The sequence below is a fragment of the Massilia sp. CFBP9012 genome (genome assembly GCF_034045115.1).
GTDB lineage: Bacteria > Pseudomonadota > Gammaproteobacteria > Burkholderiales > Burkholderiaceae_D > Telluria.
Genome location: NZ_JAXCWM010000003.1, coordinates 377,840 through 389,874, shown reverse-complemented (window position 1 = coordinate 389,874; position 12,035 = coordinate 377,840). Strand labels below are relative to the sequence as shown.

The 12,035-nt window shown below is 63.6% G+C and carries 14 protein-coding genes and 1 tRNA gene; 4 read left to right on the top strand and 11 right to left on the bottom strand.

The genetic code is table 11. The annotated features are described in order from the left end of the window. Position 1: 1 nt before the first annotated feature. The 8 genes from rpsC to SOM61_RS06580 form a co-directional block, all read right to left on the bottom strand. Positions 2–829, bottom strand: a complete 828-nt coding sequence (rpsC, locus tag SOM61_RS06615) for a 30S ribosomal protein S3 (RefSeq protein ID WP_123069939.1) — start codon at positions 827–829, stop codon at positions 2–4. Positions 830–840: 11 nt separating this feature from the next. Next, the gene (gene rplV / locus SOM61_RS06610; protein ID WP_170976705.1) at positions 841–1,173 is read right to left on the bottom strand and encodes a 50S ribosomal protein L22; all 333 of its coding nucleotides are present in this window, start codon (positions 1,171–1,173) and stop codon (positions 841–843) included. Further along, complete coding sequence (gene rpsS / locus SOM61_RS06605) at positions 1,170–1,445, bottom strand: 30S ribosomal protein S19 (protein ID WP_123069938.1); 276 nt, start codon at positions 1,443–1,445, stop codon at positions 1,170–1,172. The genes rplV and rpsS overlap by 4 nt, the downstream gene beginning before the upstream one ends. A gap of 9 nt (positions 1,446–1,454) precedes the next feature. After that, the gene (gene rplB, locus SOM61_RS06600; RefSeq protein ID WP_147936467.1) at positions 1,455–2,282 is read right to left on the bottom strand and encodes a 50S ribosomal protein L2; all 828 of its coding nucleotides are present in this window, start codon (positions 2,280–2,282) and stop codon (positions 1,455–1,457) included. Next, entirely contained in the window at positions 2,282–2,599 is a 318-nt protein-coding gene (gene rplW, locus SOM61_RS06595) for a 50S ribosomal protein L23 (RefSeq protein ID WP_123069936.1), read from the bottom strand. Before rplW ends, rplB begins: the two co-directional genes overlap by 1 nt. Continuing rightward, positions 2,596–3,216 (bottom strand): 50S ribosomal protein L4, encoded by a 621-nt coding sequence (gene rplD, locus SOM61_RS06590; RefSeq protein WP_005663467.1) that lies wholly within the window; start codon positions 3,214–3,216, stop codon positions 2,596–2,598. Before rplD ends, rplW begins: the two co-directional genes overlap by 4 nt. Positions 3,217–3,218: 2 nt before the next feature. Then, positions 3,219–3,875 carry a 50S ribosomal protein L3 gene (gene rplC / locus SOM61_RS06585; protein ID WP_320473351.1) on the bottom strand — a complete coding sequence of 219 codons (657 nt, stop codon included), beginning with the start codon at positions 3,873–3,875 and terminating at the stop codon, positions 3,219–3,221. A 274-nt stretch (positions 3,876–4,149) separates the two neighbouring features. After that, positions 4,150–4,226 (bottom strand) — tRNA-Val (locus SOM61_RS06580). A 405-nt stretch (positions 4,227–4,631) separates the two neighbouring features. Between SOM61_RS06580 and ggpS the strand changes: the two genes are divergently transcribed. Both ggpS and SOM61_RS06570 read left to right on the top strand, forming a co-directional pair. Beyond that, a complete protein-coding gene (gene ggpS, locus SOM61_RS06575) occupies positions 4,632–6,950 on the top strand; it encodes a glucosylglycerol-phosphate synthase (RefSeq protein WP_320473350.1) in 2,319 nt (772 codons plus the stop codon). 36 nt (positions 6,951–6,986) lie between these two features. After that, the gene (locus SOM61_RS06570) at positions 6,987–8,090 is read left to right on the top strand and encodes a mechanosensitive ion channel family protein (RefSeq protein ID WP_320473349.1); all 1,104 of its coding nucleotides are present in this window, start codon (positions 6,987–6,989) and stop codon (positions 8,088–8,090) included. A 6-nt stretch (positions 8,091–8,096) separates the two neighbouring features. On the opposite strand, the gene SOM61_RS06565 is transcribed toward SOM61_RS06570, so the two are convergent. Further along, positions 8,097–8,810: a type 1 glutamine amidotransferase domain-containing protein gene (locus tag SOM61_RS06565; protein WP_320473348.1), complete on the bottom strand. Its 714-nt coding sequence runs from the start codon at positions 8,808–8,810 to the stop codon at positions 8,097–8,099. A gap of 180 nt (positions 8,811–8,990) precedes the next feature. On the opposite strand from SOM61_RS06565, the gene SOM61_RS06560 reads away from it, so the two are divergent. Continuing rightward, complete coding sequence (locus SOM61_RS06560; RefSeq protein WP_320473347.1) at positions 8,991–9,881, top strand: AraC family transcriptional regulator; 891 nt, start codon at positions 8,991–8,993, stop codon at positions 9,879–9,881. Between the two features lie 12 nt (positions 9,882–9,893). On the opposite strand, the gene SOM61_RS06555 is transcribed toward SOM61_RS06560, so the two are convergent. Then, positions 9,894–10,358: a DUF2721 domain-containing protein gene (locus SOM61_RS06555; protein WP_320473346.1), complete on the bottom strand. Its 465-nt coding sequence runs from the start codon at positions 10,356–10,358 to the stop codon at positions 9,894–9,896. A 29-nt stretch (positions 10,359–10,387) separates the two neighbouring features. After that, positions 10,388–11,143: an SDR family NAD(P)-dependent oxidoreductase gene (locus tag SOM61_RS06550; protein WP_320473345.1), complete on the bottom strand. Its 756-nt coding sequence runs from the start codon at positions 11,141–11,143 to the stop codon at positions 10,388–10,390. 287 nt (positions 11,144–11,430) lie between these two features. Here SOM61_RS06550 and SOM61_RS06545 point away from each other — a divergent pair, with 287 nt between their 5' ends. Further along, positions 11,431–12,006: a TerD family protein gene (locus SOM61_RS06545; protein WP_123069930.1), complete on the top strand. Its 576-nt coding sequence runs from the start codon at positions 11,431–11,433 to the stop codon at positions 12,004–12,006. Positions 12,007–12,035 lie beyond the last annotated feature (29 nt).

The following is a 12,035-nucleotide window of genomic DNA, read 5'->3' as shown; positions in this document are numbered from 1 at the left end:
CTTATTCTCCTGCTTTCTCAGCGGGTGCAGCGGCAGCCGGGGTCGCCAGCTTGACAGCTGGGCGAGCGCGCACGGTTGGCGCGGCAGCTGGACGTGCACCGCCGGCTGGACGTGGACCGCGCGATGGCTTGCCGTCGTCACGACGTGGGCCGCGTGGCTTCTTCTCATCTGGCGGGGTGTCGATGACTGGTGCTTCGCCGGTGACCGAACGGTCGCCCTTGTAGACCCAGACCTTGACGCCGATGATGCCGTAGGTGGTCGATGCTTCGCTGGTGCCGTAGTCGATATCGGCGCGCAGGGTGTGCAGTGGCACACGGCCTTCGCGGTACCATTCGGTACGTGCGATTTCGATGCCGTTCAGGCGGCCCGACGACATGATCTTGATGCCGACGGCGCCCAGGCGCATTGCATTTTGCATTGCGCGCTTCATGGCGCGACGGAACATGATGCGCTTTTCGAGCTGCTGCGAGATCGAGTCGGCGATCAGCTGCGAATCGATCTCTGGCTTGCGGATCTCTTCGATGTTGACGTGCACGGGCACGCCCATGATCTTCGCCAGCGACGTTTTCAGCACTTCGATGTCTTCGCCTTTTTTACCGATCACGACACCAGGACGCGACGAGTAAATGGTGAAGCGTGCGTTCTTGGCAGGACGCTCGATGACGATACGGCCGACCGAAGCGTTCTTCAGCTTCTTTTTCAGGAAAGCGCGAGCTTCCAGGTCTTCCTGCAGCATCGAAGCGAAGTTGCCGTTACCAGCATACCAACGCGACGCCCAGTTACGGGTGACCGCCAGGCGGAAGCCGGTTGGGTGGATTTTCTGACCCATCGTATGACTCCTTAGTTACCGACAGTCACGTAAACGTGACAGGATTGTTTGGAAATGCGATCGCCGCGGCCTTTTGCACGTGCAGTAAAGCGCTTGAGGATCGGGCCCTTTTCGACATAGATCTGAACCACTTTCAGTTCGTCGATGTCGGCGCCATCGTTGTGTTCCGCGTTGGCGATAGCCGACTCGAGAACCTTCTTGATGATGGTCGCGCCTTTTTTCGGGCTGAATTGCAGAATGTTGAGTGCTGCGTCAACTTTCTTGCCACGAATCAGATCGGCGACCAGACGGCCTTTTTGTTCCGAAAGGCGTACGCCTTTGAGGATTGCTTTAGTTTCCATTATCGTTTCGCCTTCTTGTCAGCGGCGTGGCCCTTGAACGTACGGGTCAGCGCGAATTCGCCGAGCTTGTGGCCGACCATGTTCTCCGACACGTACACAGGCACGTGCACTTTGCCGTTGTGGACAGCGATCGTCAGACCGATGAAGTCTGGCGAGATCGTCGAGCGGCGCGACCAGGTTTTGACTGGCTTTTTGTCTTTGGTCGCTTGCGCGGTCTCGACTTTTTTCACCAGGTGGGCGTCAATGAACGGCCCTTTTTTCAATGAACGAGTCATTTTTTATCCTTATTTCTTGCCGCGGCGCGAAACGATCATCGACGACGTACGCTTGTTCGAACGCGTACGCTTGCCCTTGGTCTGCTGGCCCCATGGCGACACTGGGTGACGACCGGCTGCAGTTTTACCTTCACCACCACCGTGCGGGTGATCGACCGGGTTCATGACCACACCGCGGACGGTAGGACGAACACCGCGCCAGCGCATCGCGCCAGCCTTACCGATCTTGCGCAGGCTGTGTTCGGCATTGCCGACTTCACCAACGGTAGCGCGGCACTCGATGTGCACGCGACGGACTTCACCCGAGCGCAGGCGAACCTGGGCGTAGGTGCCTTCACGGGCCATCAGCACGACGCCGGCGCCGGCGGTACGGGCCATCTGGGCACCCTTACCTGGCAGCATTTCGACGCAGTTCATCACGGTACCGACCGGGATGTTGCGGATTGGCAGGCAGTTACCGGCCTTGATCGGAGCTTCCGCGCCGTTCATGATCGCGTCGCCGACAGCCATGCCTTTGGTGGCGATGATGTACTGACGCTCGCCGTCCGCGTAGCACAGCAGTGCGATGTGCGCGGTACGGTTCGGGTCGTATTCAATACGCTCGACCTTGGCAGGAATGCCGTCCTTCTGGCGCTTGAAGTCGACCAGACGGTAGTGCTGCTTGTGGCCACCGCCCTTGTGACGGGTGGTGATGTGACCGTTGTTGTTACGGCCGGCAGTTTTCGATTTCTTTTCAACCAGGGCTGCGAGCGGACGACCTTTGTACAGGCCTTCGGTCACAACTTTCACCATGCCGCGACGGCCTGGGGAGGTTGGCTTCATCTTTACGAGTGCCATTATTTAGCCTCCTCGACAAAATTGATTTCCTGGCCTGGCTTCAGGCACACGAAAGCACGCTTGGTGTGGTTGCGACGGCCGGTGAAACGGCCCGAACGCTTTTGCTTGCCTTCGCGGTTCACGGTTTGCACCGATTCCACTTCGACCTTGAACAGCATCTCGACGGCAGCCTTGATTTCTGGCTTGGTCGCGTCAGGCAGGACCTTGAACACGATCTGCTCGTTCTTTTCCGCAACGAAGGTAGCCTTCTCGGAAATGATCGGAGCCAGCAGCACCTTCATCAGGCGCTCTTCGCTGAATTTGATTGCGGCGCTCATGCGTACATCTCCTCGATCTTGGCCAGAGCAGCTTTCGTGACCAGGACTTTTTTGTAGAACACCAGCGACATCGGATCAGCGTGCTTCGGCTCGACGACCAGCACGTGCGGCAGGTTGCGCGAAGCCAGTTCCAGGTTCTCATCGATGGTGTCGGTGATCACCAGGACCGATTCCAGGCCCATGGTCTGCAGTTTTTGCGACAGCAGCTTGGTCTTTGGAGCTTCGATCGACAGGTTCTCGACCACGTTCAGGCGGCCTTCGCGAGCCAGTTGCGAGAAGATCGAGCAGATACCTGCACGGAACATCTTCTTGTTAACTTTGTGCGAGAAGTTCTCGTCCGGGGTGTTCGGGAAGATACGACCACCGCCGCGCCACAGAGGCGACGACGACATACCAGCACGAGCGCGGCCGGTACCTTTTTGGCGCCATGGCTTCTTGGTCGTGTGGTGGACTTCTTCACGGTCCTTCTGCTTGCGGTTGCCGCTACGTGCGTTGGCAGCGTAGGCGACGACGATCTGGTGGATCAGGGCTTCGTTGTATTCACGACCGAACACTTCGTCGGTTGCTGCAACGTTGGCGCCAGCTTGACCTTGCTCATTCAGGAGCTTCAGTTCCATGCTTACGCTCCTTTCTTGGCTTTGGTTTTGACAGCTGGCTTGACGACCACTTGGCCGTTCTTCGCGCCAGGAACGGCACCCTTGATCAGCAGCAGCTGACGTTCGGTGTCGATGCGAGCCACTTCCAGGTTCTGGGTGGTGACGGTAACGTCGCCCATGTGACCGGTCATGCGCTTACCTGGGAACACGCGGCCTGGATCCTGGGCCATACCGATCGAGCCAGGAACGTTGTGCGAACGCGAGTTACCGTGGGTCTGACGACCCGAGGCGAAGTTGTGACGCTTGATGGTACCGGCGTAGCCCTTACCGATCGAGGTGCCTTGCACGTCGATTTTCTGGCCCACTTCGAACAGCGAAGCGGCGATGACATCACCAGCTTTGAGTTCGGCGGCTTTGGTGGAATCGATGCGGAATTCTTTCAGCATCGTACCGGCTTCGACGCCAGCTTTGGCGTAGTGACCGGCAGCAGCCTTGTTCACGCGCGAAGCGCGACGTTGGCCGTAGACGACCTGAACTGCGGTGTAGCCATCAGTTTCAGGGGTTTTGATTTGTGCGACACGGTTGTTCGACACATCCAGCACAGTGACAGGGATCGAATCGCCGTCATCCGTGAAGATACGCATCATGCCAACCTTGCGACCGAGAAGGCCCAAGCTCATTTTTTCTCCATTCCCACCTACGATTGGGCGGGGGTAGTTGAACTACTAAATAATATGGGCAATAAAAGAGGCACCCATACCGAAGCCGGCTAGTATAACGCGCAAAAGGCTTCGGCGCAACAGGAAAAATCGGAGTCAAATCCGGCCTGTTGCGCTTTTCGCAGTATCTGGAGAAAGAAGAATCCGTTCTAGCTGAACGGCACAGAAAAGACACACCGCTGTGTCTTTTCTCTACAGGCTACAACCATTGCTGGGAGCCTGCGATCTGGAAGTCTGGTGGGCGGTGCAGGATTCGAACCTGCGACCCCTTGGATGTCGACCAAGTATTCTAACCAGCTGAACTAACCGCCCGGGGAGCCGAATTATAAGTGCCAGGCTTACAGTTTTGCAATACCTTTTTTCGCGTGCTCGTCAATTCCCTGCCCCGCGGAGAACGGCCGCGCCCGCATCGCTCAAGGAAATCGCGGGTTGAAGATGCTGGCGTGAAATGCTATTGTACAAATGTTTTTCGAGGGACGGCCGTGTCGCGCGCACCTGGCGCACGTGATTCCGGCAACCATGCCGGCGCTGCCCTCCCTCCTCCGCCTGGCGGTTCCCGACGTGTCGATCGCGCATTCAACTACAAGAGAGCGCAGGTCCCTGTCCCGCCTTTCTCCGGCCCGCGCGCCTCCCCGGCGAGCACCGTGGGCCCAGACCCGGTCCGCCACCCAACCCATGGTTCATGGGCGGACGCATCGCTGTAAAGGATGATCAAGAATGACTGTCATTGAAACCCGCCACTGGCCGCGCCAGCTCGATCCCTCGCGCCTGGTCCTGGCTACTGACCTGGACGGTACGCTGCTGGCCGGCACCCACGAGGCGCGGCGCCGCATCCGCGAACTGTTTTCCGGCGCCCTGCCGGAGGCGAAACTGGTGTTCGTCACCGGCCGCGGCCTGGAAACCGTCATTCCCCTGCTGTCCGACCCGACGGTGCCGCGTCCCCACTACATCATCGCCGACGTCGGCGCCACCATCGTCGACGCCGATTTGCGTCCGGTCGAACCCCTGGCCCATGACATCGCTTCGCGCTGGCCGGGCAGCCAGGCCGTATTGAAAGCGCTGGCCGACTTCCCGGACCTGGTGCGCCAGTCGGTGCCCCAGGAACGCCGCGTGTCCTTCTACGCCACCGAGGATGCCATCACGCCCGCGCTGCGCGCCGCCGTCGACGCCCTCGGCTGCGACCTGCTGTTCTCGGCCGGCCGCTACCTGGACGTGCTGCCGCGCGGCGTCGGCAAGGGCGTCGCGGTGCGCCGCCTGGCCGAAGTGGCGGGCTTCGATCCGGCCCATATCGTGGTGGCGGGCGACACCCTGAACGACCTGTCGATGTTCGAGGCGGGTTTCCGCGGCGTGGTGGTGGGCGCCGCCGAACCGGCGCTGGTGCAGGCGGTGCGCAAGATGCCGCGCGTGGTGGTGGCCGACGCCGCCGGCTGCGGCGGCATCCTGCAGGCGTTTGGCCGCCACGGCCTGCGCCTGGACGACGGTGGCGATGCGCTCGAGGCCACCTCGTATGGCGAGGCCGAGCTGGTCATGGTCTACCACCGCCTGCCCTATGACGAAGTGGTGGAAGGCGGCGTGACGTACCAGCGCCGCCCGAAAAGCCCGAACGGCATCATGCCGACCCTGCTCAGCTTTTTCGCCGGCGGGCGCAAGGGTTCGTGGGTCGCCTGGTCGCAGCAGGCCAGCCGGACGCCGAACGGGTTCATCCCGCACGTCGCCGTCGACGCGCAGCGCTACCCGCAGCTCAAGGCGGCCCGGATTCCCCTGACGGAGGACGACATCGACCAGTTCTACAAGAAGTTCTCGAAAGAGGCGTTCTGGCCGATCATCTTTTCCTTCCCCGATAAAGCCGAATTCCGCCAGGACCACTGGGAACGCTTCCTGGAAGTGAACCGCCTGTTCGCCGAGCAGACCGCGCGCGAGGCGGCGCCCGGCGCCACCGCCTGGATCCACGACTACAACCTGTGGATGGTGCCGGCCTTCCTGCGCCCGCTGCGTCCCGACCTGACGATCGCCTTCTTCCACCACACCGCCTTCCCTTCCAGCGACGTGTTCAACATCCTGCCGTGGCGGAACGACATCATCGGCAGCCTGCTGCAGTGCGACTACGTGGGCTTCCACATCCCGCGCTACGTCGAGAACTTCGTCGACGCCGCGCGCTCCTGCGCGCCGGTCGAGGTGGGCGACGCCGTGCCGTGCGCGCCACGCTACCTGACCTTCGGCTGCGCGCTCGGGGTCGACCGCATGCACACCGCGCTCGAAGTGGGCGGACGCCGGGTCACGCTGGGCGCCCATCCGGTGGGCACCAACGCCGGCCTGATCGCAGACCTGGTCAAGACCGACGACATCGGGCGCCAGATCGCCGAATGGGACGAGTACCTGAATGGCCGCACCGGCATCATCTCGATCGAGCGCCTCGACTACGTGAAGGGCTCGCTGGAGAAGCTGCAAGCGTATGAGCGCATGCTCGAACAGCATCCCGAGCTGCGGGGGAAAGTCATGCTGATCAATATCATCACGCCGGCGGCGTCGGGCATGGAGATCTATGACAGCCTGCGCGAGGAACTCGATCGCGTGGTCGGCCGCATCAACGGCCGCTTCTCGACCCTGGACTGGGTGCCGGTGCGCTACTTCTACCGATCGCTGCCGTTCGAGGACGTCGTGGCCCACTACGCCGCCTGCGACGTCGCCTGGATCACGCCGCTGCGCGACGGCCTGAACCTGGTGGCGAAGGAATACGTGGCCACCCGCCATGCTGTCGGCCGTCCGGGCACCCTGGTGCTGTCCGAATTCGCCGGCGCCGCCGTCGAGCTGCACGGCGCGCTGCTGGTGAACCCGTACGACAGGAATGCGATGAGCGCGACCCTGTATCACGCGCTGACCATGGGCGCCGACGAAGTGGCCTACCGCTCCGGACGCATGGCGGCGATCGTGAACGACCGCGACGTGGCGCGCTGGGGCGATGACTTCCTGGCCGCGCTGGCGCAACTGCCGGCATCCGGCGCCGACGAGACGGCGGACGAACGCTCCGCCGCCTGAATCCTGAACTTTGATTGAAAGGGAAATACGACAGTGATGGAATACCTCATCCTGAAGAATCCGGTCGCCGACTGGCTGGTCGCGCTCGTCGTGGTGGCCGCTGTCGCGGCCGGACTCGACGCCATCAAATCGATCCTGGCGCGGCGCCTGGCCGTGCTCGCGGCGAGCACCGACGCCAAATGGGACGACATCGCGGTGGCCGCGCTGCGCTCGACCAAGCTGCTGGTGCTGGTAGCCGTTGGCCTGTATGCCGGCGCCAGCTTCCTGACGCTGTCCGACAAGGCGCAGCTGTTCATCGGGCGCATCGCCATCACGGCAGTGCTGTTCCAGGTGGCGATCTGGGGCGACCACGCACTGCGCACCTGGCTCAAGGCCAAGCGCGCTGAAGGCAGCATCGACCCGGACCGGATCACCTCGTCGGCCGCGATCACCTTCCTGGTGCGGGTGCTGCTGTGGGCGGTGGTGGCCCTGATGGTGCTCGACAACCTGGGCGTGAACATCACCACCCTGGTGGCCAGCCTGGGTATCGGCGGCATCGCCATTGCGCTGGCGGTGCAGAGCATCCTGGGCGACCTGTTCGCCTCGCTCTCGATCGTGCTCGACAAGCCGTTCGTGGTGGGCGACTTCATCATCGTCGGCACCATGCTGGGGACGGTCGAGAAAATCGGCCTGAAAACGACCCGGGTTCGCAGCCTCTCCGGCGAGCAGATCGTGTTCTCCAATAATGACCTGCTCACCAGCCGGGTGCAGAACCTGCGCCGCATGGAATCGCGCCGCGTGGTGTTCCAGTTCGCGGTATCGCACCAGACGCCGGCGCCGGTGCTGCGCGAACTGTCCGAGATGATCAAGGAGATCGTCAGCGCCCAGCCGCAGGTGCGCTTCGACCGTGCCCACCTGAACAGCATCGCCGCCCCCAGCTTCAATTACGAGACGGTCTACTACGTCGACAACACCGACTATGCCGTCTATATGACGACACAGCAGGAAATCTACCTCGCAATCCTCGCCGGGCTTGAAGCGCGCGGCGTATCGCTGGCGCTGCCGATGCAGACGGTGCACCTGGCGCGCCAGCCGGCGCAGGCCGCACAGCCGGTGGAACAGGCCGCGTGGACCGGCGAGGACGACGCCAGGGCCGCGTAAGCTCCGTCAGGCGGTTTTGGCCAGGACCGCCAGCACGCCGTCCGCGGTCAGCGCGCTGGACGCCGGATTCTGGCCGGTGACCAGCTTGCCATCGGTGATCGCGAACGGCTTCCAGTCCTCGGCGCCGCGCTCGTAGTGCCCGCCCAGTTCGCGCATCCGCGAGGCCAGCAGCCAGGGCGCGTTCTCGGCGGTGCCGAAGGCGATTTCTTCTTCGTCGCTGAAACCGGTGACCCGGCGCCCGGCGAACAGCCAGCTGCCGTCTTCCTTCACCGCGCTGAGCAGCGCCGCCGGGCCGTGGCATACCGAGCCGATCACCTTGCCGCTGCGTTCGGCCTCGAACAGCACCCGCGCCATGTCGGCGTCGCGGACCAGGTCTTCGGCCGGGCCGTGGCCGCCCGGAATCACCACCGCCACATACCGTGAAACATCGACGTCGGCCAGCACCAGTGGACGAGCCAGGATATCGGCAATGCCATCCAGGTAGGCGGCGTAGCGCGGCGCTTCTTGTCCGCCATACTGGACGTCGAGGCTGCGCCAGTCGGCGGTCGGTTCGACGCCGCCCGGCGTGGCCAGGTCGACCCGGTAGCCGGCCTGCACGAATTTCTCGTGAATGACGACGAATTCCTCGGCCCAGTAGCCGGTTTCATACTTGCTGCCGTCGGTACGGGTCCAGTGATCGGCGGCCGAGAGGACGATCAGGATGGTGTCGGTGGTGTTCATGCTCAAGCTCCTTGTTGTCGGTGAAACTGCAGGGTGGGTGGCGCCGCCTTTTGTGTCTGCCACGCCGGTGAAGCCATCTTCGCGCCGCCAGCCATCCTGTCGTTACCGGAAACTCGACAATCTTTGCCCAATCCTCCAGGCGCGTTTTCAAGCGCGGCAAGCGGCGCTACTATTGGCGGCATGGACACCCAACTTCTCGACGCCGTGCTGCGCCACGCGCAAGACAATGCCGATGCCGGCGGCATTGCCCGCACGCCCATCCCCGGCCTGATCACGATTTATTCGACAGGCCGCACCGAGCTCAGTTACCAGATCCCCCGCCCCCTCGCCTGCCTGGTACTGCAGGGCAGCAAGCACGTGACGATGGGCAGCCAGTCGTTCACCTTCAATGCCGGCGATTCGCTGCTGATCATGGCCGACGTGCCAACCGTCAGCCAGATCACGCAAGCCAGCGCCGCCGCGCCTTACTGCGCGCTGGCGCTGGACCTGTCGCCCGAAGTCATCGCCGACCTGATGACCGAAATCGCGGTGGTGGAAGCGGGCGACGAGGCGCCGGTGCGCATCGAGCCCACCGAGAACCAGCTCGCGGACGTCACGCTGCGCCTGATGCGCATGCTCGAGCGGCCGGCGTCGATCCCGGTATTGAAAGGGGCCTTGATCAGGGAATTCCATTACTGGCTGCTGGCCGGGCGCCACGGCGCCGCGATCCGGCGCCTGGGGCTGCCGGACAGCCAGGTGCGGCGCATCGCCCGCGCGGTGGCGCTGCTGCGCACGAACTATGCCCAGCGCATGCCGGTGGAGCAGCTGGCGGCGCTGGCCGGCATGAGTCCTTCGTCCTTCCACCAGCACTTCCGCGCCGTGACCTCGCTCACGCCGCTGCAATTCCAGAAGCAGCTGCGCCTGATCGAGGCGCGGCGCCTGATGCTGGCCGAGGGCAAGAACGCGAGCAACGCCGCCCATGCGGTCGGCTACGAGAGCGTGCAGCAGTTTACGCGCGAATACGGGCGCATGTTCGGCATGCCCCCGGTGCGCGAAGTCGCGGCCCAGGCCCGGCTGCACGCCGCGGCCTGAGGCGCTGTGACGCTAGTCGAGGCGCCGGTGCAGGCGCATCAGGGCCGTACCGAGCGCGCTCTCGCGCATGAAGGCGGCGATGGCCGCCACCAGCAGGCACAGGCCTACGCCGCCGGCGCCCTCCATGACCCGGGCCGCCGCCGCGCCCCAGCCGGGATGACTTGCGGCGATGAAGGCGCCGAGCAGCGCGGCGAAGGTGGTCAGCCCGAACAGGCCCACCGTCGCATACAGCAGGTTCAGGCCACCTAGCAGCAGCGCGATCCGGCGCTCGACCAGCTGCGCCGCCAGCGCGGTGTCGGCATACAGCTGCGCGAAACGGTCGTCGCCGGCCGCCAGCGAGGCGCGGAATTCACGCAGGTGGGTGATCGCCAGGCTGTAGCGGATGGCGGCGCCGTTCTGCATGATGGCGCAGGCATTGGTCAGGATCGCCGGCCCCGCGATGAAGGACAAGGGCAGGAAGGGATTATCGGGGGTCATGGCGTTCTCCTCGCGTCGGTGGCCGCTGCTCAGATGACCTGGCCGCCCGAGACTTCGATCCGCTGGCCGGTGATCCAGCGGTTGTCCTCGCCCAGCAGGCTGGCGATCATCGGGCCGATATCGTCCGGCACGCCGACCCGGCCGAGGGCGATCATGCCGGCGAAGGCGGCGTTCATGTCCGGCGTGTCGCGCACCGCGCCGCCCAGAAAATCGGTCTCGATCGCGCCCGGCGCCACCGTGTTGACCGCGATGCCGCGGCTGCCCAGTTCGCGCGCCAGGTAGACGCTCAGGATCTCGACCGCCCCCTTGACCGCGGCATAGGCGCCGAGGCCCGGGTAGGAAACGCGCGTCAGCCCGGTCGACAGGTTGACGATGCGACCGCCGTCGGCCAGCAGCGGCAGCAGCGCCTGGGTCAGGAAGAACACGCCCTTGAAGTGGACGTCGACCAGGCGGTCGAACTGGGCCTGGGTGGTATCCTCGATCAGCGCCGCGTCGCCATGGCCGGCATTGTTGACCAGATGGTCGAAGCTGTCGCGGTCCCAGGTTTGCTTCAGTGCGGCGCGCAGGTGTTCGACGAACAACGGAAAGCCCGCGACGTCGCCGACGTCGAGCCGCAGCGCCAGCGCCTGGCGGCCCATGGCACGGATCTGGTCGACCACTGCCTGGGCGTCCTGCTCGCGGCTTTGGTAAGTGATGATGACGTCGCCGCCCTTTTTCGCGATGTTCAGCGCGGTATTGCGGCCAAGGCCACGGCTGGCGCCGGTGACGAGTGCGATCTTGTTCATGGTGTGCTCCTTCAGATGGGGTGGAAGAGCACCCAGTATCGGGTTGGCGCATGCTCTCGCGTTGCCGGAAGCTGGTTCGTTTTTGCCTGATCCTCCAAATCCCCAAATGTGACATTCCGTGCCCCAGGCGTGGCGTAAGTACGTACATCCCCCTATGAAAACTGTTGAAATCCGGGCGGCCCAGCCCCATGTACAATTGATCAATTACCGCCTATATTGGCGGATGCATCCCGATGGCGACGGCAGCATCGTCGTCCATTTCATCCCTCAACGGAAAAGGAGTTCGCATGGCAATCAGTCTGCAAAAAGGCGGCAACGTCAACCTGAGCAAGGAAGCACCGGGCCTGACCAAGGTCATCATCGGCCTGGGCTGGGATCCACGCTCGACCGACGGTTCCGCCTTCGACCTGGACGGTAGCGCTTTCATGCTCAAGACCGACGCCAAGGTACGTGGCGATACCGACTTCATCTTCTACAACAACCTGAAATCGACCGACGGCTCTGTGACCCACGCCGGCGACAACACCGACGGCCAGGGCGATGGCGACGACGAAAAGCTGACAATCGACCTGGCGCGCGTGCCGGCCGACATCGACAAGGTCTCGTTCTGCGTCACCATCCACGACGCCGATGCGCGCCGCCAGAACTTCGGGCAGGTGGGCAAGGCCTATATCCGCTGCCTGAACGCCGCCGGCGAAGCCGAGATCGCGCGCTACGACCTGTCCGAGGACAGCTCGACCGAAACCGCGATGATCTTCGGTGAGCTGTACCGCGCCGGCAGCGAATGGAAGTTCCGCGCCGTCGGCCAGGGCTTCAAGGGCGGCCTCGGTCCGCTGGCACGCTCGTTCGGCGTCAACGTCTAAGAGTCATACAGGGAGCTTCCCTGACGGTC